The organism is Hyphomonas johnsonii MHS-2, from assembly GCF_000685275.1.
Classification (GTDB): domain Bacteria; phylum Pseudomonadota; class Alphaproteobacteria; order Caulobacterales; family Hyphomonadaceae; genus Hyphomonas; species Hyphomonas johnsonii.
In genome coordinates this window covers 492,818-518,734 of record NZ_ARYK01000001.1, presented here as the reverse complement: position 1 = coordinate 518,734, position 25,917 = coordinate 492,818, and the positions used below count along the sequence as shown (strand labels likewise).

The window sequence follows — 25,917 nt, the reverse complement described above, 5'->3', positions numbered from 1 at the left end:
ACATGCAACCAGATGACCCGCTAGTCAGCGCAGAATGGCTGCTGAAAAACTTTGCCGCGCCGGACGTCAGGGTCCTGGACGCGACGTATTTTGCGCCGTTCACCAACCCGCCGGAAACCGGACGGCACGCCTGGACGCGCGGTCATATTCCTGGCGCCACCTATTTCGACATCGACGATGTTGCCGATACCGGGACCGACCTGCCGCACATGCTGCCGGATGCGGTGAAATTCTCTTCCCGTATCCGGAAGCTTGGCGTCGGCGACGGCAACCGGATTGTGGTCTACGACCAGAACCGATTCTTCGCGGCGGCGCGGGTCTGGTGGATGTTGCGCGTCATGGGCCATGACGATGTCAAAGTCCTGGATGGCGGCCTGAATGCCTGGGTCACAGAGGGCGGTGAACTGGAAGACCTGCCGCCCGTGGTCAGCGAGCGCCACTTCACGCCGCGGGTTCGCAGCGACCTGGTCATGACCACCGCAAACCTCGAAAAAATGGTCGGCTCCCCGCACATGACGATCGTCGACTCACGGCCGGACGGCCGGTTCTTCGGCCGCGAACCGGAACCGCGCCCGGGCCTGCGGTCAGGCCATATTCCCGGTAGCGTGAACCTCCCAGGCAGCGCCCTGGTCACCGAAGACGGTCACATGAAGCCGCATGACAAGCTTGCGGAACTGTTCACCAACCCGATGGCGCCGACCGTGACGACATGCGGGTCTGGTGTGACCGCCGCCATCACGGCACTCGCTCTTGCCCGGCTGGGCAACTGGGACGTCGCGGTCTACGACGGATCGTGGACGGAATGGGCAGCAGACCCTTCCCGCCCGGTGGCGACGGCCGCCGAATGAAGAAGCCCGAAACGCGCCTCATCCACTTGCGCAAGGAGCGCCTTGGACGTGTGACAGTGAACCCGCCGGTGGAGCGGGCATCAACTGTGCTGTTCTCGACGGAAGAGGCGCTCTACGGCCCGAAACCCACCTATGGGCGGATGGGCCTGACCGTGCACCGCGAACTGGAAGCCGCCATGTGCGAGCTCGAAGGCGCGACCTATACGCGCCTCGCCGGGAACGGTCTCCAGGCCTGTGCCTTGGCGATCGCAAGCTGCGTGCGTGCCGGAGACCACCTGCTGTTCCCGGACTCGGTCTACGGGCCGACGGCGCGATTCTGCGAGCGCCGCCTGCCCGCGATGGGTGTCGAGACGACACGCTACGATCCGCGCATCGGCGCCGGGATCGCCGGCATGTTGCAGGACAACACGAAGGCAATCTTCCTGGAATCTCCGGGGTCCCTGACATTTGAAGTGGCCGACACGCCGGCAATCGTCGACGTCGCGAAGGCCCGCAGCATTCGCACCATCATGGACAATACGTGGGGGGCCGGCCTGTACCACCAGCCGCTGGCCCTCGGCGTCGACCTGTCAGTCCAGGCCCTGACCAAATATGTGGCAGGCCACTCGGACGCCTTTGGCGGCGCTGTGATGACCCGCAATGACAACCTGTCCGGGCGGCTCGAAGCACTCTCGGAAGACTGGGGCATCTCGCTCGCGCCCGACGACGCCTATCTCTGTCTGCGCGGGCTGCGCACGCTGAAGACACGTCTCCGGGCGCATGAGGCCGCCGGGCTTAAAATCTCACATTGGCTGGCCGAACGGGCGGAAGTCGCGGACGTGCTGAACCCTGCCCTGCCCGGCCACCCGGACCATGCGCTGTGGCAGCGTGACTTCAGCGGATCCAATGGCCTGTTCGGCGTTGTGCTGAACCCGGTGCCGGACGGCGGAATGGAACGGTTCCTCGGCGCGCTGCACCTGTTCGCTATGGGCTTCTCCTGGGGCGGGTTCGAAAGCCTGATCATCCCCTGCGACCACCAGCTGACCCGGACAAAGGGCAACTGGACGGACACGCGGGCCGGGCCGCTCCTGCGCGTGCATGTCGGCCTGGAAGCGACCAGTGACCTGATCGCGGACCTGGAGGCCGGATTCATGGCCATGGGCGGGGGCTAGGCACGCATGAAGGGGGGGGCGCGGACGATTGGCCTTGTGGCGGGGCCGGTTCTGGCAGGGGCAATGTTGCTGGCGGGTGCGCCGGAAGGCCTGAGCTTTGCAGCATGGGGCACGGCAGCGTTGCTGGTGCTGATGGCAACCTGGTGGGCGACAGAGGCGATCCCGATCCCGGCGACTTCACTGCTGCCACTATTCGTGCTGCCGCTGATCGAGGCGGGCACGCCGCGCCAGGTTGGCGCCGACTATGCCAATTACATCGTCTTGCTGCTGCTGGGCGGGTTCATCATCGCGATGGGCATCGAACGCTGGGACCTGCACAAGCGGATCGCCCTGAACGTCATCTCGCGCGTCGGTGCCGCGCCGAAAGCGCTGATCTTCGGCTTCATGCTGGCGACGGGGCTGCTGTCGATGTGGATATCGAATTCGGCGACGACATTGATGATGATGCCGATTGCGCTGTCCGCCGCGCATTCGCTTGGCGACAAGAGCGGGCGGTTTGCGACCGCCCTGCTGCTCGGCATCTGCTACGCTGCGTCGATCGGCGGTGTGGCGACACCGATCGGCACGCCGACCAACCTCATCGCAATCAAATGGCTCGAGACGGAAATGGGCGCCACGATCGGCTTCCCGCAATGGATGGCGTTCGGCATTCCCGCCGCGGCGCTGCTCGTGCCCGTCGCATGGTGGGTGGTGACACGCGCGTTGCCCCGGTTCGAAGGCGGTCACGTCGTGTTGGAACAGGTGCGGCGGGAAAAGCACGCGATGGGACGCATGTCGCAGCCCGAGCAGCGCGTTGCCATCGTTTTCGGTGTCGTCGCGCTGTTGTGGGTGTCGCGCCAATGGTCGGTCCAGCTCCTCGATTTCCTCGGATGGGGCGTCCTGGCGCAATATGGCGGCGCTGAAGTCGACATGATGATCGCCATTATCGGCGCCGTGGTAATGTTCCTTGTCCCGGCTGGCGCCGGATCGGGCCGCGCGCTGCTGACATGGCAGGAGGCCGAGCGCCTGCCCTGGGGCGTGCTCGTGCTGTTCGGGGGTGGTATCGCCCTCGGCAATGCGGTGTCGCGGACGGGGCTTTCCGAGTGGCTTGGAAGCCAGTTGGCGGTGATGCAGTCCTTCCCGCCGATCCTGTTCGTGGCGGTAGTGGTGGCCCTGGTCATCTTCCTGACGGAACTGACGAGCAATGTCGCCACGATGACCACCCTGGCACCGATCCTCGGCGCACTGGCCGTCGCCGTCGGCATGGCACCGAGCAGCCTGCTGGGCCCGGCCGCCGTTGCAGCTTCCTGTGCCTTCATGCTCCCAGTGGCGACGGCGCCGAATGCGATTGTCTATTCGACCGGCCATATCGCGGTCGGTGACATGATCCGGCACGGGTTCCGGATCAACCTGATCGGGATCGGGGTGATCACGCTGATCGGCTACTGGATTGCACCACTCGTCCTGTAAGGATCGGTTCGCGTGCAGCCCCCCACTCCGAGGGGAAGGAGAGTGGGGGGCTCCGCTGCAGGTCAGGGGGGGACGGAGGTACCAGCAGCGGGAACACGTTATCGAACGTGATGCCGGCCGGGCGGGAAGTCCCTGCCTGCATCATGTCCTAAAACGCGGTTCCGCTGAATTCCCGTCGCGGAGAGCCCCGGAAATTTCGTGTCTTTTTTGTCATGTCGGACGCGGCAGGTCCTGCTGTTGGTACAACAGGACCTGCGGCAGCTTCATTTGGGCTCGTCGCTGACCTGCACCACCAGTTTGCCGAGGTTCTTGCCTTCGAACAGGCGCGACAGGCTGGCAGGGGCGTTCTCGAAGCCCTGCACGATGTCGGTCTCGAATTTCAGCTTCCCTTCCATCAGCCACATGGCCATTTGCTGGATGCCTTCCGGGAAGCGGGGGAAATAGTCGATCACGATGAAGCCCTTCACCAGAGTGCGCCGCATCAGCAGGTTGGCAAAATTGTACGGACCGGGCACCGGGTCGGTGGCATTATAGGTCGAGATCAGGCCGCAAAGGGGCATGCGAGAGAAATCGTTCAGGCGCGCGATGACCGCGTCCATGATCTCGCCGCCGACATTCTCGAAATTGATGTCGATGCCATCGGGACAATGCTTGTCCAGCGCGGCGCCGACGTCTTCGGTCTTGTAGTTGATCGCCGCATCGAGGCCGGCCGTTTCCACCAGCCATTTGCATTTGGCGTCCGACCCCGCGATGCCGACGACGCGGCAGCCCTGGATCTTGGCAATCTGGCCGACCATCGAGCCGACGGCGCCGGCAGCGGCCGAGACGACGACGGTTTCACCGGCTTTCGGTTTCGCGATGTCCATCAGCCCGAAATAAGCGGTCATGCCTGTCGCACCGAGCGGGCCTGTAAAGGCGGTGAGCGGGACGCCCGGCAGGGTTGGAAGCTTGGCGAGGCTGGCCCCCGGGAGGGTGTTGTAGAGGGCCCAATGGGCAAGTCCGGTATTGACCACGTCGCCGGGCTGGAGCCCATCGAACCGGCTTTCGGTGATGACGCCGATGCCGCCACCGCGCATCGTATCACCCAGGCCGACCGGCGGCAGGTAGGCATCCACGTCGCTCATCCATATCCGGTTGGTCGGATCGAGCGACAGGTAGATCGTGCGAGCCCGCACCTCGCCGTCGGCCAGCGGCGCGAGCGGCGATTCCACGAGTTCGAGGTCGCCATCCTTGATGTCGCCGACGGGGCGCGAACGCAGTACCCAGGTCTTGTTTGTCTCTGTCATCTTTTCCTCCAGTTTTGCAGGAGGGTAAGCCGATCCCGGACCAGCGCAAGGCGTCCCGCCGGGACAGCCATCAGGCAAGCCGCATGCATTTCGATGACGACCAGCACGAAAGTCCGGACTGCGGCGGGGCGCATCCGGTTTCGGGACAGAAACGGGCGGGCAGACAGGAGACCGCGCGAGTGAGGCTGGTGTGACAGGATCGGGGTCGCGATTCCCCTCTCTGCCCGAAGCGCCCGGCCACGCATACTGGCCGGTGCCTTCGCCTCCATTCAGGCGACCGGCAAAGAATACACGGGTTTCAGCAGGGTTGGACAAGCAGCGGGTGACGCGCCCGCCCCGAGGCGCTAAACCTGCGGCCTGCAAAGGATTCCCTGCTCATGGCCACCGCCCCTGTCACCAAGGATAGCCACCTCTATCTCGTCGATGCGAGCGCCTACATATTCCGCGCCTTCCACGCCTTGCCACCGCTGACCCGGGCGTCCGACAAACTGCCCATCGGCGCCGTGGCCGGGTTCTGCAACATGCTGTTCAAGCTGCTGGAAGAGTTGAAGGGCCCGGAACGCCCGACCCATTTCGCGTGCATTTTCGACGCCTCGTCGCACACCTTCCGCAATGAGATGTACGACCAGTACAAGGCGAACCGCTCGGAAACGCCGGAAGAACTGGTGCCGCAATTCCCGCTGGTGCGGCGCGCGGCAATTGCGTTCGCAGCGCACGCGCTGGAACTGGAAGGCTATGAAGCCGACGACCTGATCGCGACCTATGCCCGCCAGGCCGAGGCGAAGGGTGCGCGGGTGACCATCGTGTCGTCGGACAAGGACCTGATGCAACTCGTGTCAGACCGCGTCATGATGCTGGACACGATGAAGAACAAGACGCTCGGCATCGATGAAGTGTTCGAGAAATTCGGCGTCGGGCCGGACCGCGTCGTGGACGTGCAGTCGCTGGCCGGCGATAGCGTCGACAATGTGCCGGGCGCGCCGGGCATCGGGATCAAGACAGCGGCCCTGCTGATCAACGAATATGGCGATGTCGAAACGCTGCTGGAGCGGGCCGCCGAGATCAAGCAGCCGAAGCGGCGCGAGTCGCTGATCGACAATGCGGCGCAGGTGCGCCTGTCGAAGCAGTTGGTGACGCTGAAGGATGACGTGCCGGTGACCCTGGAACTGGAAGGGCTGGCGGTGGACGACCCGGACCCGGACACCCTGATCGCCTTCCTGGAGGAAATGGAATTCCGCACCATCACCCGGCGCGTGCGCGAGATGATGGAACTGGAAGGTGTCATAGAGGCCTCCCCGCCGTCGGAAGACCCGATCGACCGGACGAAATACGAGACGGTTCGTGACTTTGACCGGCTGGAAGACTGGATCTCCCGCGCCGTGGCGCAAGGCTATGTGGCGGTCGACACCGAGACGGACAGCCTCGACTCCGTGGTCGCGAATCTTGTCGGCGTGTCGCTGGCACTTTCGCCGGGCGAGGCGTGCTACATTCCGCTGGCGCATGTCGATCCGAACGGTGCCGGCGATGGCGACATGTTCGGCGCCGATCCGCCACGGCAGATACGGATGAAGGACGCGATCCGCGCGCTGAAGCCGATGCTGGAAGATCCGTCGGTCCTGAAGATCGGCCAGAACATCAAGTATGATGACAGCATCTTCGCCTCGCAAGGAATCCATGTCGCCCCCATCGACGACACGATGCTGCTGTCCTACGTGCTGAATGCCGGCAAGCACAGCCACGGCATGGACACGCTGTCGGAGCGTTACCTCCGTCATGTGCCGATTTCCTACAAGGAAGTTGCCGGCACTGGCAAGCAGCAGGTCAGCTTTGATCGCGTGGCGCTGGACAAGGCGACCGAATATGCCGCCGAGGATGCCGACGTGACGCTGCGCCTGTGGCAGACGTTCAAGCCGAAGCTGCATACCGAAAAAGTCACCACGGTCTACGAGACGCTGGAACGGCCGCTCGTGCCGGTGCTGGCGCAGATGGAGCGCGAAGGCATCAAGGTGGACCGCGACCAGCTCTCGCGCCTGTCCTCCGACTTTGCCCAGCGCATGGCAGCGCTGGAGGCCGAGGCCGAGGAACAGGCCGGGCGGGCGTTCAATATCGGCAGCCCGAAACAGCTCGGCGAAATCCTGTTCGACGAGATGGGACTGGAAGGCGGCAAGAAAACCAAGACCGGCGCCTGGGTGACGGATGCCGATGTGCTGGAAGGCCTGGCCGCCGAGGGCCACGCCCTGCCCCGCACGATTGTCGACTGGCGCACGCTGTCGAAGCTGCGCTCAACCTATACCGAGGCGCTGCAGGCCGCGATCAACCCGGCGACCGGCCGCGTGCACACCAGCTATGCCATGGCCGTTGCGCAGACCGGGCGGCTGTCATCGTCAGACCCGAACCTGCAGAACATCCCGGTGCGGACGGAAGAGGGCCGCAAGATTCGGGCCGCGTTCATTGCCGAGGACGGCCATGTCCTGGTCAGCGCCGACTATAGCCAGATCGAGCTGCGTATCCTGGCGCACATGGCCGACATTCCGGCCCTGAAAGACGCGTTCCACAAGGGCCTCGACATCCATGCGATGACCGCGAGCGAGATGTTTGGCGTGCCGATCGAGGGCATGGACCCGATGGTGCGCCGGCAGGCCAAGGCGATCAATTTCGGGATCATCTATGGCATCTCCGGCTTTGGCCTTGCCCGCCAGCTCGGCATCCCGCAGGGCGAGGCGGCCGAATATATCAAGACCTATTTCAAGCGCTTCCCCGGCATCCGCGCCTATATGGACGAGACCAAGGCCTTCGCGAAGGACACCGGCTACGTGCAGACAGCCTTCGGGCGGAAGATCCACCTTGAGGCCATCAAGTCCAAAGGCCCGGCCAAGGCGTTTGCCGAACGCCAGGCGATCAACGCACCGATCCAGGGCTCGGCGGCCGACGTGATCAAGCGCGCGATGATCCGCATGCCGGAGGCGCTGGCCAGGGCAGGCCTCAAGGCGCGCATGCTGCTCCAGGTGCACGACGAACTCGTGTTCGAATGCCCGGAGGCGGAAGCCGACGCGCTGATCACGGTCGCGAAGGAGACGATGCAGGGCGCGGCCCTGCCGGCCCTTTGCCTGTCTGTGCCGCTGGTGGTGGACGCACGCGCCGCGAGCAACTGGGCCGACGCGCACTGAGGCCTCAAAGAATTTCGGCGACGATTGGAAAGGGACCGATCCCGTCCAGCATGCCAGTGCCCGACAATACACCGCCTGCGCCGAGACGCAGGTCAATCGCGACCGGATCGCAACACCCGTAGGTGCCCTCGATGCGCACGGAATCGGCAGTCGACGTGATCTTTGACTTCTCGTCCTTATCGAAATTTCCACGATACGTCTTAGTCAGCCACTCTGTCGTATTTGACTCGATCGAGACCCGGTACTGCTGGAAACCGAATGAACCACCTAGGTTCTTTCTCAGCGACAAAGCATTGCTCCATTTCCGATTGACGGCGTCGACTTCGTCCTGGCCCTGCTTCTGCGCCTCCGCCAACGCGGTCTGATATTCGATCGGCATGTCGAACGGCAGACTTAGCACTTCCGTCATCGCGAGCGCCGCCCTCAAGCCGAGCGCCCGGGTATCAGGATCGCTGCTTTCCAGTGCCTGTCTGGCGCAAAGGCGTGCAACCGTAGCCCCTTGGTTGACAATCGCATCCTCAATATAGGCGAGGCGGAGATCCGGGTCCTCCTGTGAGCAATCTGCCTTCCACTGTTTCAGCGCCGCTGCCCTCTCGGCCGCCGATTGGGCTGAGGCGAACGGCGCCACGAGGATCGCGGCCGCAAGGCCAATAGCAAGAAGTTTCACATTAATTCTCCCTCTGGATTGAAAACGTCCCCTGACGCATGGTGGATGGATCACTCGATGAGGATCGGTACGGAAAACCGATTCATCGCATTTTGTGTTTCGAAATCGGCGCTGCTGCCCTTGAGTGTGGTGTAGCGGTCGAAGGTTGTCTGCGACGCAAAGGAATTTCGAGACAGGCCAGCCGCGACAAGCACGTCGCGTACGGCATCAGCCCGCGCAACGCACAGCGAAATCTCCTTCTCCGTCAGGTCGCAGCCGGCAACAAGAATGATACTGTTGGGACCCTTGCGCATCCGATGTACCATCGCGCTATTCTTTGCAAAGGCGTCAAGCGCCGCCACTGCAGCCGGACTGATCGTGTCCGATCCCGGTGCGAAGAATATGGCCGGACCAACAGTTGCGCCGTTCTTGAAGACGGACGCAGTTTGTCTGGCAGTTTTCAAATCCGCGATCAGTGCAACAGCGAGGGGCGAAGCGGCAGGCTGCGCCTCTTCTTTTGGAACCGGAGCGGTAATCACCGCTGGCGCAGCTGGCATCGTCGAGGCAATCATTGCCATCCGGGTTTCAACCAGTGATCGGCTCGGCGATGCAGGGAACGCATCCAGGAACGCCTGCATCACCGGCGCCTGATTGCTCTGCAGCGCCGCGATCAGCGCCGAGGACTGCCCATCGTCTCCACCGCCCTTGCAACCAGCGAAACAATAGTCCGCTTCACCGCGCAGGCCGCTTTCGACCCAGGGCTGCTGGCGCCGGTTGGTGACCGCTTCAACCCGGGTGGCGACGCGGCGAAATAGACCTTCGGCTGAAAGCCCCGGCTGAGGCAGATACTCAGCCAGTGCCAGGGCGAATGGGCTATTCCCGCTGGTGCCATCTTCCGCTGTTGAACCGGGCGCTGTCGCGTAGGCGATCAGTGTGCCCCGCACCTTGCCGGCAGGTGCTAGCCCACCCGACAAGGACCGGGTGGCTGACGGCAGCGGATTGTCGCGACAGGCATCCAGAACGATGAAGTTGGTCGCGTTTCCCGCGGCATCAAGATCGCGCAATAACAGCCCGAGGTTCGGAGCTTGGCGCCACACGTCCGCCTCGTCACGGGCATTGATATCGGTGGGAATGAGATAGTTCAGGCCTTGCGATTGCATGCCATGGCCGGCGAAATAGAAGAAGCCGGTGGAATCCGAACCGCCCGCCTTCAGCTTGGCGCGCAATCGGGCAAACGCTTCACCCATCTGCTTCTGGTCGGCGTTCTCGACAATCTCGACTTCGAAACCGAGCCCCTCGAGAGATGCCGCGACGAGGCGTGCGTCTTTCACAGGGTTGTCCAGAACCCATTTCGGCGACTGATACTTGGCATTGCCGATCACCAGCGCGAAACGCGGCTCTGACCATGCATTGAGCGATGCGAGCAGCGACACAAACAAGATGAAGCAGGTTCTCATGATCGCACGTCGTCCCCTTGCGCATCTCCACAAAAGCGAATTGTTAACTATATCACAAGTCGTAAAATTTTGGAGGTGTCGGGATTTCACGGAAACGGAAATCCTTAAAAGGCCGTAATGTGAGCGCTTGCTTGCCCTAGTCTGCTGTTTTCATTGAGACAGCACCGAAGGAGGGCTTTTGTCATGTCACGAACCGTGGTTGAACACCATAATGCAAGACGGCCAGACCCCGTGCAGGGGAATGCACTGGACGAAAAGGATCGAGCAATGACAACTCTGGCACTGGTGGATGACGACGAAAACATCGTCGCCTCGCTGAAAATGTTCTTTGAGGCTGAGGGCTACAATGTCCGCACCTATCATGACGGCGAATCCGCTCTGCCCGCGCTGACGGAGACGCCGCCCGACATTGCCATCCTCGACGTGAAGATGCCGAAGATGGACGGCATGGAATTGCTGCGCCGCCTGCGCCAGACCAGCGAGTTGCCGGTGATCTTCCTGACATCCAAGGACGAAGAGATCGACGAGGTGATCGGCTTCAATATCGGCGCCGACGATTTCGTGCGCAAACCCTGCTCCAACCGCCTGCTGGCCGAGCGCGTGAAAGCTGTGCTGCGGCGCGCCCGTGGCGGCGTCGCCGGCCCTGAAGAGGGCGACCACAAGCCGATCGTTCGCGGCAAGCTGACACTGGACCCGAACCGCCATGCCTGCACCTGGGATGGCCACCCGGTGCGCCTGACGGTGACGGAGTTCCTGATCCTGCAGGCCCTGGCCTCGCGCCCCGGCTATGTGAAGAGCCGCGACCAGTTGATGGACGCCGCCTATGACGACCAGATTTATGTCGACGACCGCACCATCGACAGCCACATCAAGCGGCTGCGCAAGAAATTCCGCGAAGTGACCGATGAGTTCGATGCGATCGAAACACTCTATGGCGTCGGCTACCGCTATACCGAGTAGGCGAACGCGAGACGCTGCTGGCGTCGCCGAAGTCTATATCGGCGGCGCCGCAGACGCCCAGTCACGGATTGTCACCAGCTATGTCGCCGCACGGCAGGGCGCCTTGTCACGCGAAGGCGGCCGCCGCTCGGCCGCGTGGTTCAGCTATTCCAACTTTCGGGGTGTGATGGCCCATTGCGTCGATGCGGCAGCGCGTGGGGACGCTCTTGTCCTGGTTGGCCACAGCTGGGGAAGTGACACCGCGCTGAAGGTTGCCCACCGGATGCCCTGCCCCGTGGCGCTGCTGGCGGGAATCGACCCGGTGGCGCGGAACGGCAGGGTGCTGACGCGCGTCAGCCGACGGCCACAGTCTGCGAAGACGGTGGTCCATGTCGATGCCCGGCCAAGGCGGCTGGACCGGTCGGATGTGGTGAAGGCGATGGGAGTCGTGATGGGCCTTGGCCTGGCACCTGCCTTTCGCCGGGCCGACCTGAAGATCGTCACGCCATTCAATCACTGGGCATTCGCCGACATGATGGCAGCGCAGGATGCCACCGACCGGTCGGTAGCCCGCATGATCGATGATCTGAGGACGCCCGCTAACCGAGTTGGCTGAGGCGCCAGGTCCAGTTCGGAAGGGCGAATACCAGCCCCAGGAAGCCTATGCCGATGAGGACGCAAAGCGGGGAATAGATCCGCCGGTTGAGGCTGAGAAAGGGTTGTTCGGGCAATGCCCGTTCGAAGGCCGGCATGACGCCGATGATGCCCCGGAACAGGAAGATGCCCGACAATGCCAGGCCACCCGGCAGCAACAGCCATGTCGAGACCGGCAACACCACCACGCGCCCCAGCATCAGGGCCCATACGGCCGCACCCAGAAGGCACGCTGCCACGAAGGCCGACGCCGCCATCGAGGGCATGCGCGTGATGCCCCGGCGACCGACCACGGCACGGGCCAGCGCCTGCTCGTTGGCATAGGGAAACGTGCTGCCGAAGGCCCATGCGAGGTGCACGAGCCCGATCACGGCAAGCAGGGCTGCGAGGAACAGAGAGAGGGTTTGTGCAATCATTCGCCTGTCCAACCAGTGGTTATGCCGTCACATTAACATGTCTCGCGGGCTTGCCGCCATCGCCTTCATTCAATAGCCAGTCAGGACAGCCCTCTTCAGATCAGGAACTTCCCATGACAGACCTTGAAAATACACTGCTTCTTGAAACCTCCAAAGGCCCCGTGACGATTACGCTTCGTCCGGACCTGGCCCCCGGCCATGTCGCACGAATCAAGGAACTCGCCCGGGAAGAATTTTATGACGGAATCGTCTTCCACCGCGTGATCCCGGGCTTCATGGCCCAGGTCGGCTGCCCGAAAGGCAATGGTACCGGCGGATCCAGCAAGCCTGACATCAAGGCCGAGTTCAACGCCGAGCCACACGTGCGCGGCACCTGCTCGATGGCGCGCACGTCCGCGCCGAACTCCGCGAACAGCCAGTTCTTCATCTGCTTCGATGATGCCAGCTTCCTGGACAACCAATACACGGTTTGGGGCAAGGTCACCGAAGGCATGGACGTGGTCGACCAGCTTGCGAAAGGCGAGCCGCCGCGCAATCCTGACAAGATCATCAGCATGCGCGTTGCTGCGGACGCCTGAGATTCGCCGCACTCCACAACCAGGTTGAACCCGATGGCCAGGAAAAGTCGCGCTAAACTGCCAATGTCACGGCGCGGATCCATGTTCCTGGGGTCGCGGATCGCACGGCTGATCTTTGCGTCCAACCTGGCCGGCCTGGCCGTCCTGATCATCGGCGCGATGGTCCTGAATGAAATGCGGGCCGGTTTCGTGGTCTCGAAGAAGCAGGACCTCGTCGCGCAGGCGCAGATCTTCACCAACCTGCTGGGCGAGGACGCGACGACACCCGAGCCGAGCCTCGATGTCGACGCCGCCCGGCAGACCATTGTGCGCCTGAACCTGCCGGAGCGGGTGCGGGCGCGCGTCTACTCACCTTCGGGTGACCTGGTCGGCGACAGTTTCTACCTGTCCGAACGGGTGGACATTGCCGCGCTTCCGCCCCTCAAGGAACCCGGCAGGATTGCCAAGATCGGAGCGGCCATGTCCGAATGGGCCGGCCGCGTGTTCGGGCCCATCATGCCCCGGCGCAGTTCGGAGGCCGTCCGGACCCAGACCTTCGAGGAAGAATTCGAAAGCGCGGTCCTCGGCGACGTTGCGGCGAGCCAGCGGTTTTCGGATCGTGGCCAGCGCATCATTTCGGTGTCGATGCCGATACAGCGTGTGTCGGCCGTCGTCGGCGTGCTGACACTTGAAGCCAGCGACATCGACGAGATCATCCGGTCCGAGCGGGCGGCGCTGGTGCCGTTCATCGGCGTCGCTGTGCTTGTGGCGCTGGTGACTTCGTTCCTGCTGACCATGGGGATCGCCCGTCCGATGCGCCGCCTGTCGCTGGCGGCAGACCGGATCCGGTCCGGCGCGTCCGACCGGATCGACATTCCGGCGATCACCCGGCGCAAGGACGAAATCGGCAATCTCGCCTCGTCAATGCAGGGCATGACGGACGCCCTGCTGGAACGGATCCAGGCCAACGAACAATTCGCCGCGGACGTGGCGCACGAACTGAAGAATCCCCTGACATCGATCCGCTCTGCAGTCGAAACGGCGGAGCGCGTGCAGAACGACCCCGTCGCGAGCGAACGGCTGAGAGACGTGATCGCATCGGACGTAAAACGGCTGGATCGTCTCATCACGGACATATCCAACGCCTCGCGCCTGGAAGCCGAGATGACCCGCGTGCCGAGCGAGCAGATCGATATTGCCCGTTTCGTGCGCGATGTCGTGCGCACCTATGATGCCGTGTCCGACAACCCGGACGCTGTGTCGGTGGTGTTCGACGACGCCACGATGGGGGCGCGGCTGCTGGTGCGGGCGCGCGAAGGCCCGCTGGGCCAGGTCATTCGCAACCTGATCGACAATGCACGATCCTTTTCTCCGCCAGGCGGCGAAGTCCGCGTCAAGCTGGACCAGACCAATGACGGCCCGCAGACGATCGCGCGCATCGTGGTCGACGATGACGGGCCCGGCGTGCCGGCCGACAAGCTGGAGACCATCTTCAACCGGTTCTACACCGACCGGCCAAAGGGCACAGCCTTTGGCAACAATTCAGGCCTTGGCCTGTCGATCGTCCAGCAAATCGTGGCCACCCATCGCGGCAAGGTCTATGCCGAAAACCGGGACTCGGGCGGCGCGCGTTTCGTGGTCGACCTTCCGGCGATCTAGGCCGAGCCGCGGTTCTGCCGGTTTTCCACCAGGTCATGAACGACTTCCGGATCGGCAAGCGTCGACGTGTCCCCAAGATTCGAGAACTCGTTCTCGGCAATCTTGCGCAGGATGCGCCGCATGATCTTTCCGGACCGGGTCTTGGGAAGGCCGGGCGCGAACTGGATCAGGTCCGGTGAAGCGATCGGGCCGATCTCGGCCCTGACATGCTGGACAAGGCTGCGGCGAAGGTCTTCGTCGGCGACGACGCCCTGACGCACCGTGACATAGGCGTAGATGCCCTGGCCTTTGACGTCGTGCGGGTAGCCGACCACCGCCGCTTCGGCGACGGCATCATGGCTGACCAGCGCGCTTTCGACTTCCGCCGTACCCATCCGGTGGCCGGACACATTGATCACGTCATCCACCCTGCCGGTAATCCAGTAGAACCCGTCTTCGTCGCGCCGGCATCCGTCGCCGGTGAAATACTTGCCGGGATAGGCCGAAAAATAGGTTTCGAGGAAACGGTCATGATCGCCATACACGGTCTGCATCTGGCCGGGCCAGCTGTCTGTCACCAGGAGGTTTCCGTCGGCGGCCCCGTCAAGGCGCTGGCCTTCCGCATCAACCAGTTCAAGCTGGATACCGAAGAACGGATGGCTGCCAGCGCCCGGCTTCATGTCGGTCGCCCCCGGCAGCGGCACGATCATGGTGCCACCGGTTTCGGTCTGCCACCATGTATCGACGATCGGGCAGCGTGCCTCACCGACGACATGGTAGTACCATTCCCAGGCTTCCGGGTTGATGGGTTCACCCACCGTGCCCAGCAGGCGGATCGATTTGCGTGACGCCTTTTCGACCGGGCCGGAGCCTTCGCGCATGAGCGCCCGTATCGCGGTCGGCGCAGTGTAGAAGATCGTCACCTGGTGCTTGTCGCAGGCCTGCCAGAAGCGGCTGGCGTCCGGATAGGTCGGAATGCCCTCGAACAGCACGCTGGTCGCCCCGTTCGCAAGCGGGCCGTAGACGATGTACGTGTGGCCGGTGACCCAGCCGACATCGGCCGAGCACCAGAACACGTCATCTTCCTTGAGATCGAATACGTATTCATGGGTCATTGCCGCCCAGACGAGATAGCCGCCCGTGCCGTGCAGGACACCCTTGGGCTTTCCGGTCGACCCGGACGTGTAGAGGATGAAGAGAGGGTCGGTCGCTTTCATCGGCTCAGGCGGGCAATCGGCCGAGACGGTAGCGCCAATCTCGTCGAGCCAGACATCCCGGCCTTCCTCCATCGCAACTTCGGCGCCGGTGCGGCGCACGACCAGCATCTTCTTCACCATGCCCTTCGCGATCTTCGCGGCGGCGTCTGCGTTGACCTTGAGCGGCACCTTGCGGCCACCGCGAACGCCCTCGTCGGCCGTGATCAGCACCTCGGATTCACAGTCGACGATACGCCCCGCCAGGGCTTCCGGTGAAAAGCCACCAAACACGATGGAGTGAATCGCGCCGATGCGGGCACAGGCCAGCATGGCATAGGTCGCCTCGAGGATCATCGGCATGTAGATGGTGACCCGGTCGCCCTTCTTGACGCCGAGCTTCTTCAGGACATTCGCAAACTTGCAGACGGCGCCGTGGAGCTGCTTGTAGGTGACGGTATGGCTGTCTGCCGGATCGTCGCCCTCCCAGATGAAGGCGGGCTTGTCGCCTCTGGTGGCGAGGTGGCGGTCGATACAGTTGGCAGACACATTGAGTTCGCCGTCGGCAAACCATTTCACGTGCAGGTCGCTGGCCTCCCAGGACACATCCTTGGCAATTGTGTACGGCTTGATCCAGTCGAGCCGCTTGCCGTGCTCGCTCCAGAACGCCTCGGGGTCGGCGATGGATGCGGCGTACATCTCCCGGTATTTTTCGGGGGTCAGGTTTGCCTTGGCGGCAAATTCGGCCTGGACTGGATAGGTTTTGCTCGCTTCGGTCATTGCGAATGGTTCCTCTGGTATTGCGTTCCGGTTCTGTCTTATCAGACCCGCATCATGGTTGAGAAGGCGAAAGCCCGCGCTGGGCTCACGCGACAGGCTTCATGCCGGCATCAGCGATCCCGTGACTGCTGCGCGTGCCCGGCACGCGAATGTCCTCCACGAGATCCTGGATATCCTGCGGCGGCGGCTTGGTTGCCAGCGACACGATGATGCCGACGATCAGCGCGACGAACATGAACACGAATCCGATCCCCTCCGGCGACACGCCGAGAAACCAGTCGGCCGCTGTCGCAGCTTTCCCGGTGCCGAGCTTGAAGTGCCAGATATAGGCGAAGGTCGGGATCAGGCCGGACAGCATCGCGGCGATTGCCCCTTCCCGGTTCATGCGCTTCCAGAAGATGCCGAGCAGGATGACGGGAAAGAGGGATGCCGCCGCAAGCCCGAATGCGAAGGCGACGACCTGCGCGACGAAGGCAAGCTTGGCGGAATAGATGCCCATGAACCCGGCCGCCACGACCGCGCCCGCAGCGGCCCCGCGCGCGACACGCAGTTCCGCCTTGTCGGTCATCCCCTTGAAGAAGGTTCGTCGGCAAAGGTCGTGGCTGATTGCCGAGGAGATCACCATCAGGAGGCCCGCAGCCGTCGACAGGGCGGCAGCCAGGCCGCCGGCGACGACAAGGCCGATCACCCAGTCCGGCAGTTTGGCGATCTCCGGATTGGCCAGCACGTAGATGTCGTTGTTGATCGTGACCTCGTTGGAAAGGCCGTCCGGTGAGGCGGGCCCGCGAATCTGCATGCGGCCATCATTGTTCAGGTCGTCGAAGGCCACCAGACCGGTCTTTTCCCAGTTCGCGAACCAGGCCGGGCTCGGCACGGTCCCCTGCGCGATCAGGGTTGCAGCGTCGGCTTCGTATGACGCCGCGGGCACATAGGTGGTTTCATTGACCGAGCTGGTCACGTTGAGACGCGCGAAGGCGCCGACCGCCGGGGCCACCGTGTAGAGCAGAGCGATGAACACGAGCGCCCAACCGGCTGACAGGCGGGCGTCGGCCGCGCGCGGAACGGTAAAGAAGCGGACGATGACATGCGGCAGGCCGGCGGTGCCGAACATCAGGGCCGCGGTGATGCAGAAGACATCAAACACCGTCTTGTTCGTGCTCGTATACTCGGCAAAGCCGAGACCGGTGACGGTCTCGTTCAGCTTCTGCAGCATCGAGATGCCCTCGCCCTTGACCTCGGAAATGAACCCGAGCTGCGGCACCGGATTGCCGGTCAGCATCAGCGAGATGAAGATAGCGGGCACAGTATAGGCGAATATCAGGACACAATACTGGGCGACCTGGGTATAGGTAACGCCCTTCATGCCACCCAGCACGGCATAGAAGAAGACAATGCCCATGCCGACAAAGATGCCCGTGTTGAAATCGACGCCGAGGAAGCGGGAGAAGGCGAGGCCGACGCCAGACATCTGCCCCGCGATATAGGTGAAGGACACGAACAGCGCGCAGATCACGGCGACGACACGAGCCGTGTCACTGTAATAGCGGTCACCCACGAAATCCGGCACGGTGAACTTGCCGAACTCGCGCAGGAAGGGGGCGAGCAGGAGGGCGAGCAAGACATAGCCGCCAGTCCACCCCATCAGGTAGACCGAGCCGCCATAGCCCAGCCCGGCAATCAGCCCGGCCATGGACAGGAACGAGGCGGCCGACATCCAGTCCGCCGCGGTCGCCATGCCGTTGACGACGGGGTGGACACCGTGGCCGGCGACATAGAAGTCATTGGTGGAACCGGCCCGTGCCCAGACGGCGATACCAATATACAGGGCAAAGGTCGTGAAAACCCAGAAAAGCGTCCAATCCATGCGTCTCTAGCCCTTCACGCCAAATTTGCGCTCCAGCCGTCTCATGGCGAAGCAATAGTAGAAGATCAGGGCCACAAAAACGTAGATCGACCCCTGTTGCGCGAACCAGAAACCGAGTGGCGCGCCACCGATGGACAGGCCATCCAGCCAGTCGCGCAGCAGAATTCCTGCGCCAAAGGACACCGCGAACCAGACCGCCAGCAGGCCGAGAGTCAGGCGGAGCACGGCGCGCCAATAGGCTTTTCCATCGATTTCGGGGGGCTGTTCAGCCATGTTGCGTATCCTTCCCAGCGGTTTTTTCTCTTATTCTTTTCGCAGATCGCCCACCGACGCAAACACGGATATCAAAAAGGCTCGCCCGTTGCCCCGCAGCGGATGGACGCCGCCTGCCCTGCCTGCTTGCCAGCACGGGGCTGATCGCCTATAGGCGCCGACTGGAAACGACGGCGCAAGGCCGTGCGTGTCAGGCTGTCACCGTCCGGGCGTCCGGCGGCGGACTTCAGGGCGAAAGGAAAACAAATGTCCAAGAAGCAGATCATGTTCAATGTCGAAGTGCGCGAGCGCACCGGCACCGGCGGCGCGCGTGAAGCCCGCAATAACGGCTTCGTGCCAGGCGTGCTGTACGGCGGCGACGAAAAGCCCGTGCCGATCAACCTGCGCCTCGCAGAAGTCCTGAAAGCCATTGAAACGGGACAATTCCTGTCTTCGACAGCAACGCTGGTTCACAAGGGCGAAAAGCAACTCGTGATCCCGCAGGCGATCCAGATGCACCCGATTTCCGACCGGCCCGTCCATGTCGACCTGTTCCGCGTCAAGGCCGACCAGAAGATCAAGGTCGAAGTGACGGTTCACTTCGTCGGTGAAGCCGTTTCGCCTGGCCTGAAGAAGGGCGGCACGCTCAACGTCGTGCGCCACGCCGTGGAACTGCTCGTTCCGGCTGGCAGCATTCCGGAATACCTCGAGGCCGACGTTTCGGCGCTCGAAGTGGGCGACAACGTGAAAATCTCCGACATCAAGCTGCCATCGGACGCAGAGCCGACCATCACGGATCGCGACTTCACGATCGCCACGATTGCCGGCCGCGCTTCCGTTGCGGAAACGGATGAAGAGACTGATGCTGCCGAGGCCGAGGCCGAGGGTGCTGACGCGGAAGACGAAGCCGAAGGCGGCGAAGACTGATCCGTTCGGTCTGGCTCAGCGTGCTTGGACTTTTCAGTCCAGGCACGCGGCCATCTCCTGCACGATCGGACGAGGGAGCGACCCCCATGTTGATCCTCGCAGGCCAGGGAAATCCCGGCGCGAAATATGCGGGCAACCGGCACAATGCCGGGTTTCTGGTTCTGGACCGAATCCACGCCGAGCACGATTTCCAGCCATGGCGATCCAAATTCGAAAGCCAGATTTCCGAAGGCACGATCGAAACGGCATCTGGCCGGATCAGGACGCTGCTCGTCAAACCCGAAACCTTCTACAATGAATCCGGTCGCGCGCTGTCCAAGGCCGTGACGTTCTACAAGCTGGCGCCTGAAGACGTGACCGTGTTTCACGACGAGATCGATCTTGCGCCGGGCCGCATGCGCGTGAAGCGAGGCGGCGGTCATTCCGGCAATAACGGCGTCCGGTCGATGATTGCGCACCTCGGGGAAAATGTCCGCCGCGTGCGCATCGGCATCGGCCACCCCGGCGACAAGTCGCATGTGATGCCCTACGTCCTGTCCGACTTCTCGAAAGCTGACCAGGCCTGGTTTGAGCCGCTCCAGAAAGCGATTTCCGGAGCCTTGCCCCTGCTGGTCGCCGGTGACGACGAGCGCTTCCAGACAGAAGTCATGCGTCTCGCACCGGCCCCCAAGAACGATCCCAGGCAATCGAACCGGGACTAGGTCAGGCGTCGACCTTCGCCAGCGCAATCGCTTCGGCGGCTTCAGCCATCGCGACCGCCGCGACGGCGCCGTGCGCCGGTACCGGGCTGCGGGCAAGGCCGAGGCAGGCAGCGTAGAACCCCTCGTCGGCCGCGCCGAGCGGATCGGGCAGGTCCGCGGCGATATCGACCCGCACTTCATAGGGTGTCGTATTCTCGAGTTTGCGCGACAGGAAGTCGATGGCGATCTCGCCGGACGGATAGACCACGCGCATCGTACGTTCGCGCACTTCAGCCGCCCGGCTGGCGCGCAGGCGGGCGACGCCGCCACTGGCATAGGTGAACTGTGCGCTGGCTTCATCAAGATGGGCTGAATGCACACGCCGGCCGCTGGCCATCACGCCGTTGAATTCGGTGCCGAGCATCATGGCGGCAAGGTCTAGATCATGGATCATCAGATCCCAGATCACCGACACGTCACCTGCCCGGTTTTCAGGTGCAGGCGGGCCGGCCCGGACGGACTCGATCAAGAGCGGCGGCTCTTCGATGGCGAGCACACCCATGGCCCTTGCGACAAACCGCTCTTGGTGGCCGACCTGGAGGATGCGCCCCCGGGCAGCGGCTTCGTCCGCCAGGTCACGCGCCGCCTTGCCGGACAGTGCGAGCGGTTTCTCCACCAAGACATGACAGTGCGCTTCGATGGCCTCGCGTGCCAGCGGTTCGTGGAACGTCGCCGGAACGGCGATCACGATGGCGTCGCACATTTCCAGGAATGCGCGGTAGTCTGACACGCCCGGCGCGCCGAATGTGCTGGCGACCCGTTCGGCCCGCGCCTGGTCCAGGTCATAGACGCCCATGAAATCCGTGCGCGCCGAGGCGGCCGCTTTCTGCGCGTGATAGTTCCCGAACACGCCGGCGCCCGCAACGCCCACTTTCAATCTGGTCATGATTTCGGCCCTCTCCTGCGCCGACATGACACCGCATCGCCCCGTGCCGCAAGAGCCGCGGTCAGCAATGACTGCGACCGTTCGCGTCAGGTTGCAGCAAGGTCACAGCCGAGCCCGCGCGCCAGCGAGGCCAGGTAATCCTTCTCGAACCGCTGCGTGACGGCTGCGCGCAACTCGAACTGGAAGCCGTGATAAGCAGCAGGATAGATGATGAATTCCGTCGTGACCCCCGCCGCGATCAGGCGGCGGGCGTAGCTGATGTTCTCGTCGAGAAACAGGTCCAGCCCGCCAATGCCGATCCAGGTGGGCGGCAGGCCGGACAGGTCGCTGGCCCGGGCCGGCACCGCGGGCGCCTGGGGCGTGTGCCCGCCCAGATAGGCGGCCCAGCCCGCCCGGTTGGCCGCCGGAGTCCAGATGAATTCGCCGAGCACCGGGTCCAGGGTTGCATCATCTGCCGTCGTGCGGTCATCCAGCATGGGGTAGACGAGGTGCTGGAACGCGATGCGGACCAGGCCTTCGTCGCGCGCACGCAGGGCCAGTCCCGCCGCGAGGCCGCCACCCGCACTGTCGCCGCCAACTGCGATGCGCGACACGTCGATGCCCAGCGGCACTGCATTGGCAACGATCCAGGCCAGCGTGGCGGCGCAATCATCCAGTGGGCCGGGATATCGCGTCTCAGGGGCCAGCCGGTAGGCCGGCGACACGACAACCGCGCCGAGCCGGGCTGCGACACGGATATTGCGTACGTCCGATCCTTCCGGCGCGCCAAGCATGTAGCCGCCGCCATGGATGTGCAGGAAGGCAGGCCGGTCCTTGCCCTTCGCTGCCGGTTCGTAGACGAGGCAGCGCACGTCCGGTGCGCCACCGAGGCCGGGGACCATCACTTCGCGCCGCGTGACGCCGAAGGCTGACGGCTCTCCCAACACGACCATCCCGGCCGACATGTCCCTGATCGCGGGGAGCGTGTCGGGCCTGAGGTCCAGTGACGGGAAGGTTTCCGCAAGTTCCAGAAGTTCCGGATCCACAAGGTGTCTGGTGGTCATGTTGTTTCCTGCCCGTTCGCGCGTTCCTGCCTGACCGGCGAAACCTAGGCGTCGCTCCGGAATTGGGCAAGGCGGGCCCCGTCCGAACAGCTTATTCTTGCATTGCCCCTTCACATGCGCTGTCTCCCGGTCCACTTAAGCGGCAACGAAAACACAGGAAGGACAAAGCAATGGCCACTCTGAAGTCGACTGAATGGGCCCTCGCCTCACGCCCCGAAGGCATGCCGAAACCACAGAACTTTGCCAAAACGACCATCGAGATCGCCGAACCCAAGGATGGCGAAATCCAGGTACAGAACGAATGGATGTCGGTTGATCCCTACATGCGCGGCCGGATGCACGACCGCGAGAGCTATGTGCCGCCGTTCCAGATCGGTGAAACCATGCAGGGCGGCGCTGTCGGCCGCGTCACGGCATCAGCCCATCCTGACTACAAGGTGGGTGATCTCGTATCGTCCATGCTTGGCTGGCGCACGGCCTGGGTGGCAGCACCCGCAGCGGCGATGGTCCAGAAACTGCCGGATGTCGGCCTGCCCGAAAGCGCATTTCTGGGTGTCGCCGGCATGCCCGGCCTGACGGCCTATGTCGGTCTCCTGCGGATTGCCGAACTGAAGGAAGGCGACACCGTGTTCGTGTCCGGCTCAGCCGGTGCCGTCGGATCGACCGTCGTGCAGATTGCCAAGAACAAGGGCTGCACCGTGATCGGATCTGCAGGCGGCCCGGAAAAGTGTGCGTTCGTGAAGTCGCTCGGCGCCGACCATGTCATTGACTACAAGGAAGCTGGCGGATTTGCCGGCCTGGTCAGCGCGCTCAAGGCCGCTTCGCCGAAAGGCATCGACGTCTATTTCGACAATGTCGGCGGCGACCACCTGACGGCTGCAATCGAGGTTGCCCGGCCAATGGCACGCATGGCCCTGTGCGGCATGATTGCTCAATACAACGAGACCGGCACGCCTGTTGGTCCGCACAACATCATCATGCTCGTGGGCAAGCAGCTGAAGCTGCAGGGCTTCATCGTGTCGACGCACGCCGACATGCAGCCCGCCTTCTTTGCCGACATGGCCGCGTGGATCCCGGCTGGCAAGATGAAGTTCGAGCAAACGGTGATGGAAGGGATCGACAAGGCACCGGAAGCCTTTATGGGCCTCTTCACCGGCGCCAATATCGGCAAGATGCTGGTGAAACTCACCTGACAACAACCTCTCCGCTCCGCGTCTCCAAGACCGCGGAGCGGTCACGGAGACGACAAGATGGCACGTCTTTTCGATGCCTATATCATGGTGGACTGGAGCGCGGCGTCAAAGCCCGCGACCGGACCCAATTCAATCTGGATCGGGATCCTGGCCAAGGACGCGCGCCTGAAGCTGCAGTTCAAGGCGGTCAACGTCGACACGCGGCTCAAGGCCCGTGCGTTCCTGGAAGACATGGTGGCGCGGCTGACGCGGCGCGGCGACCGGGTTTTGCTCGGCTTCGATTTTTCACTGGGCTACCCGGCGGGCACCGCCGCAGCACTTGGCCTCGACACGACGACTCAGGCGCCTTGGGCCGCGATGCATGCGCACCTTGCAAGCAAGCTGAAAGACAAGGCTGACAATTCCAATGCCCGTTTCGCGATCGCGGCGGGCATGAATTACGCCATCTCCAAGGGTCCGTATCCATTCTGGGGCGCGCCAGCCCGGGACGTGGTCTCGACCCTCGCCTCGACCAAGCCTGATTTTGCCGGCCGGCCGCTGCCGGAATTCCGGATCGTTGAATCCTACCTGCGCGAGAAAAAGATCGGCCAGCCAAAGTCGGTCTGGCAGCTGGCCTATACCGGCAGCGTCGGCAGCCAGTCGCTGACCGGCATCCCGCATGTGCACGCGCTGCGGGCCGCCTGGCCAAATGCCCGCATCTGGCCGTTCGAGACGGGCGTTGAGCCGATGACGGCCGAAACGCTGGACGGTATCGACGTGGTAATAGCGGAAATTTACCCGTCCCAGATTGCCTCGAGTGCCCCCAAAGGCGAGATTCTCGACGAAGTGCAGGTTCGCGAAATCGCCCGTCATTATTCGGAACTCGATGAAAAAGGGCGTCTCGGAGAGGCGTTTTCCACAGGCAAATCGCTTGACGAGGGAAAAAACGAGCAGATTCAGGCCGAAGAGGGCTGGATTCTAGGCATATAGCCTGTGTTTACTGGCCTTTCGGCATATTCACGCAAAACGAATCGTGGGCATGTCGGCGCAACGGCGGGGGATCGCCGTTTAACTTAGAGGAGAACCCCTATGAACAAGGGTGAACTTACAAAGGCAGTTGCTGCCGAATCCGGCCTCTCGCAAAGCGAAGCTGGCAAGGCTGTCGACGCTGTCTTCGACACAATCGCTGGTGCAGCGAAGTCGCGTCAGCAAGTCGCAATTGCCGGCTTCGGTACGTTCGCGGCGAAGACCCGCAATGCACGCGAAGGCCGCAATCCGGCCACTGGCGACAAAATCAAGATCCCAGAAAAAACATCCCTGGCCTTCAAACCGGCCACGGCACTGAAAGACCTCTAGGGTTCCTGGCCTCCGTCTTCGGAGGCCGGCCCTGAATTTCAGGCGGCGCGTTTGCTTGGCAGACGCGCCGTTTTCAATTCCAGAAGCATGGTCTGGAGAATGCCTGCCATGCCGATACCGATCAGCGCGCCTTCCATCATGCCCCGTGCGCCCCGCCCTTCGACCAGGCCAAGCCAGTAACAGGCCGGGATCATCACCAGGAAGAACGAGCCGATATGGATCACGCTCGGCGACCAGACGATCTCCTGTGCACGCAGCGCCATCGACGCGGTCGCCTGAAGACCGTCAAAGATCGTTGCCGCCGCCGCAAAGAACAGCAGGCCGGCGATGGCAGGCGCCAGCGCGATGCCATTCAGCACCGCATCCGGCCGCACCAGTATGCGTGAGATCGGCCCATTGAACACGATGAGTATGACGCCGAGGATCACACCCATGAGGATCGTGGCCGCGACGCCGAGGCGGCCCGCATCCCGGATTTCCTCGGGATTGCCCCGTCCGAAGGCTTCTGCCACGCGGACGCTGGTTGCCGTACCAATACCCAGGTAGAACATGAAGCAGAGCCCCATGATCTGGACCGCATACCCGTAGACGGAATTCGCCGCGAGGCTGATCCAGGTGGCGATGATGTAGGTCATGTTGAAGCCGCCCCACTCGGCGACATTGCTGATCGCCGTGCCGATCCCGACGCTGAACTGGCGCCGTACTTCGTCCAGGGGGCCGACGACCGACTTGCGGAAGGCAGGGGTCAGCGTCACGACGAGGATGAACATCACGATGGTCAGCGCCCAGCGCGAAAAGGTTGTCGCCCACGCCACGCCCTCGGCCCCCATCGGCGTGCCGCCCCAGACACCCCCGACCAGCGCAAGGTCGAGCACGAGATTGATCACGACACCGAAATACATGACCACGGTGACGAGCAGCGGCCGGCGCAGGGCTTCCAGGTAGAAGCTGCAAACCTGCGACACCATGAAGGCCAGCAGCCCGCTGGACAGGATCCGCGTGACCTTTGCGGTCTCCGCGGCAATGGTGCCCGGATCCATCTTGTCGGCGGCTTCCGACACAGGTGCGATCGTGACGAATATCCAGTGGAAGAGCGGCTCGGCAGAGAAAAAGACGAGGCCGGTCAGGGCAATCCCCAGCCCGAGCGCCGCCCATAAGCCGCGCCGGAATATCCGGCCGGTTTCAGCCTTTTGCCCGACCCCGAGCAGTTCCGACGTCAGCACCTGAGTCCCCAGCAGCAGGCCCATCCCGAAGCCGATGGAAACCCCCATCGGCAGCCACGAGTTCAGGATGTAGGGCAGTTCGCCGGGCGCATACTGGCCAAGCACGATCGCGTCGGTGATGCCCATCAGCATCATCGACATGCGCGTAATCGCGATCGGTACGGACAGCCGAAGCAGGTCCGAGATGTCGGAGGCCCGCGCCCAGGCGGGCCGGCGAAGCGTTTTCATGGCGGCCTTTCCTGATGGTCCTTGCAACGCGCAGCCGGCCCGAAT

The 25,917-nt window shown here is 63.2% G+C and carries 23 protein-coding genes; 13 read left to right on the top strand and 10 right to left on the bottom strand.

The window, feature by feature from the left end; genetic code table 11:
- Positions 1 to 2: 2 nt before the first annotated feature.
- From HJO_RS02525 to HJO_RS02515, 3 genes are read left to right on the top strand one after another with little or no spacing between them, the layout of a single operon-like run.
- Entirely contained in the window at positions 3 to 848 is an 846-nt protein-coding gene (locus HJO_RS02525) for a sulfurtransferase (RefSeq protein ID WP_035613176.1), read from the top strand.
- On the top strand, positions 845 to 1,999 hold the full coding sequence (metC, locus tag HJO_RS02520) for a cystathionine beta-lyase (RefSeq protein ID WP_035613173.1): 1,155 nt from the start codon (positions 845 to 847) through the stop codon (positions 1,997 to 1,999). The genes HJO_RS02525 and metC overlap by 4 nt, the downstream gene beginning before the upstream one ends.
- A gap of 6 nt (positions 2,000 to 2,005) precedes the next feature.
- Positions 2,006 to 3,448, top strand: a complete 1,443-nt coding sequence (locus HJO_RS02515) for an SLC13 family permease (protein ID WP_035613170.1) — start codon at positions 2,006 to 2,008, stop codon at positions 3,446 to 3,448.
- Between the two features lie 263 nt (positions 3,449 to 3,711).
- On the opposite strand, the gene HJO_RS02510 is transcribed toward HJO_RS02515, so the two are convergent.
- Complete coding sequence (locus HJO_RS02510; RefSeq protein WP_035613168.1) at positions 3,712 to 4,734, bottom strand: NADP-dependent oxidoreductase; 1,023 nt, start codon at positions 4,732 to 4,734, stop codon at positions 3,712 to 3,714.
- Between the two features lie 377 nt (positions 4,735 to 5,111).
- Here HJO_RS02510 and polA point away from each other — a divergent pair, with 377 nt between their 5' ends.
- A complete protein-coding gene (gene polA / locus HJO_RS02500; RefSeq protein WP_035613164.1) occupies positions 5,112 to 7,901 on the top strand; it encodes a DNA polymerase I in 2,790 nt (929 codons plus the stop codon).
- Positions 7,902 to 7,905: 4 nt separating this feature from the next.
- Here the strand turns inward: polA and HJO_RS02495 are convergent, their stop codons facing one another.
- Both HJO_RS02495 and HJO_RS17485 read right to left on the bottom strand, forming a co-directional pair.
- The gene (locus HJO_RS02495) at positions 7,906 to 8,568 is read right to left on the bottom strand and encodes a hypothetical protein (protein ID WP_035613161.1); all 663 of its coding nucleotides are present in this window, start codon (positions 8,566 to 8,568) and stop codon (positions 7,906 to 7,908) included.
- 50 nt (positions 8,569 to 8,618) lie between these two features.
- A complete protein-coding gene (locus HJO_RS17485; protein WP_156945391.1) occupies positions 8,619 to 10,094 on the bottom strand; it encodes a caspase family protein in 1,476 nt (491 codons plus the stop codon).
- Positions 10,095 to 10,271: 177 nt separating this feature from the next.
- Between HJO_RS17485 and HJO_RS02485 the strand changes: the two genes are divergently transcribed.
- Both HJO_RS02485 and HJO_RS02480 read left to right on the top strand, forming a co-directional pair.
- The gene (locus HJO_RS02485) at positions 10,272 to 10,964 is read left to right on the top strand and encodes a response regulator transcription factor (RefSeq protein WP_034738323.1); all 693 of its coding nucleotides are present in this window, start codon (positions 10,272 to 10,274) and stop codon (positions 10,962 to 10,964) included.
- Complete coding sequence (locus HJO_RS02480) at positions 10,936 to 11,559, top strand: alpha/beta hydrolase family protein (protein WP_156945390.1); 624 nt, start codon at positions 10,936 to 10,938, stop codon at positions 11,557 to 11,559. Before HJO_RS02485 ends, HJO_RS02480 begins: the two co-directional genes overlap by 29 nt.
- Here HJO_RS02480 and HJO_RS02475 read toward each other — a convergent pair.
- Positions 11,543 to 12,013: a DUF3995 domain-containing protein gene (locus tag HJO_RS02475; protein WP_051618018.1), complete on the bottom strand. Its 471-nt coding sequence runs from the start codon at positions 12,011 to 12,013 to the stop codon at positions 11,543 to 11,545. The two genes, HJO_RS02480 and HJO_RS02475, sit on opposite strands and share 17 nt — an antisense overlap.
- A 113-nt stretch (positions 12,014 to 12,126) precedes the next feature.
- On the opposite strand from HJO_RS02475, the gene HJO_RS02470 reads away from it, so the two are divergent.
- Together HJO_RS02470 and HJO_RS02465 are read left to right on the top strand one after the other, a co-directional pair.
- Positions 12,127 to 12,591 carry a peptidylprolyl isomerase gene (locus HJO_RS02470; protein WP_035613154.1) on the top strand — a complete coding sequence of 155 codons (465 nt, stop codon included), beginning with the start codon at positions 12,127 to 12,129 and terminating at the stop codon, positions 12,589 to 12,591.
- An 81-nt stretch (positions 12,592 to 12,672) separates the two neighbouring features.
- Positions 12,673 to 14,229: a stimulus-sensing domain-containing protein gene (locus HJO_RS02465; RefSeq protein ID WP_241764651.1), complete on the top strand. Its 1,557-nt coding sequence runs from the start codon at positions 12,673 to 12,675 to the stop codon at positions 14,227 to 14,229.
- On the opposite strand, the gene acs is transcribed toward HJO_RS02465, so the two are convergent.
- The 3 genes from acs to HJO_RS02450 form a co-directional block, all read right to left on the bottom strand.
- Complete coding sequence (gene acs, locus HJO_RS02460) at positions 14,226 to 16,181, bottom strand: acetate--CoA ligase (protein WP_035613141.1); 1,956 nt, start codon at positions 16,179 to 16,181, stop codon at positions 14,226 to 14,228. The two genes, HJO_RS02465 and acs, sit on opposite strands and share 4 nt — an antisense overlap.
- Before the next feature lie 85 nt (positions 16,182 to 16,266).
- Complete coding sequence (locus tag HJO_RS02455) at positions 16,267 to 18,045, bottom strand: sodium:solute symporter family protein (RefSeq protein ID WP_035613139.1); 1,779 nt, start codon at positions 18,043 to 18,045, stop codon at positions 16,267 to 16,269.
- A gap of 6 nt (positions 18,046 to 18,051) precedes the next feature.
- Positions 18,052 to 18,318: a DUF4212 domain-containing protein gene (locus HJO_RS02450; protein WP_035613138.1), complete on the bottom strand. Its 267-nt coding sequence runs from the start codon at positions 18,316 to 18,318 to the stop codon at positions 18,052 to 18,054.
- A gap of 246 nt (positions 18,319 to 18,564) precedes the next feature.
- Between HJO_RS02450 and HJO_RS02445 the strand changes: the two genes are divergently transcribed.
- Both HJO_RS02445 and pth read left to right on the top strand, forming a co-directional pair.
- Entirely contained in the window at positions 18,565 to 19,224 is a 660-nt protein-coding gene (locus tag HJO_RS02445; RefSeq protein ID WP_035613136.1) for a 50S ribosomal protein L25/general stress protein Ctc, read from the top strand.
- Between the two features lie 86 nt (positions 19,225 to 19,310).
- Entirely contained in the window at positions 19,311 to 19,925 is a 615-nt protein-coding gene (gene pth / locus HJO_RS02440; protein WP_035613134.1) for an aminoacyl-tRNA hydrolase, read from the top strand.
- Position 19,926: 1 nt separating this feature from the next.
- Here pth and HJO_RS02435 read toward each other — a convergent pair whose 3' ends face one another.
- Positions 19,927 to 20,850, bottom strand: coding sequence for a Gfo/Idh/MocA family protein (locus HJO_RS02435; RefSeq protein WP_035614325.1), 924 nt, complete (start codon positions 20,848 to 20,850; stop codon positions 19,927 to 19,929).
- Positions 20,851 to 20,936: 86 nt separating this feature from the next.
- Positions 20,937 to 21,893, bottom strand: coding sequence for an alpha/beta hydrolase (locus HJO_RS02430; RefSeq protein WP_035613132.1), 957 nt, complete (start codon positions 21,891 to 21,893; stop codon positions 20,937 to 20,939).
- Positions 21,894 to 22,063: 170 nt separating this feature from the next.
- Here HJO_RS02430 and HJO_RS02425 point away from each other — a divergent pair, with 170 nt between their 5' ends.
- The 3 genes from HJO_RS02425 (at position 22,064) to HJO_RS02415 (ending at position 24,421) form a co-directional block, all read left to right on the top strand.
- Positions 22,064 to 23,086 (top strand): NADP-dependent oxidoreductase, encoded by a 1,023-nt coding sequence (locus tag HJO_RS02425; RefSeq protein ID WP_035613130.1) that lies wholly within the window; start codon positions 22,064 to 22,066, stop codon positions 23,084 to 23,086.
- A 57-nt stretch (positions 23,087 to 23,143) separates the two neighbouring features.
- On the top strand, positions 23,144 to 24,055 hold the full coding sequence (locus tag HJO_RS02420; RefSeq protein WP_035613128.1) for a hypothetical protein: 912 nt from the start codon (positions 23,144 to 23,146) through the stop codon (positions 24,053 to 24,055).
- Positions 24,056 to 24,154: 99 nt separating this feature from the next.
- Complete coding sequence (locus HJO_RS02415) at positions 24,155 to 24,421, top strand: HU family DNA-binding protein (protein WP_035613124.1); 267 nt, start codon at positions 24,155 to 24,157, stop codon at positions 24,419 to 24,421.
- A 38-nt stretch (positions 24,422 to 24,459) separates the two neighbouring features.
- Here HJO_RS02415 and HJO_RS02410 read toward each other — a convergent pair whose 3' ends face one another.
- On the bottom strand, positions 24,460 to 25,872 hold the full coding sequence (locus HJO_RS02410; protein WP_035613120.1) for an MATE family efflux transporter: 1,413 nt from the start codon (positions 25,870 to 25,872) through the stop codon (positions 24,460 to 24,462).
- Between the last annotated feature and the right edge of the window lie 45 nt (positions 25,873 to 25,917).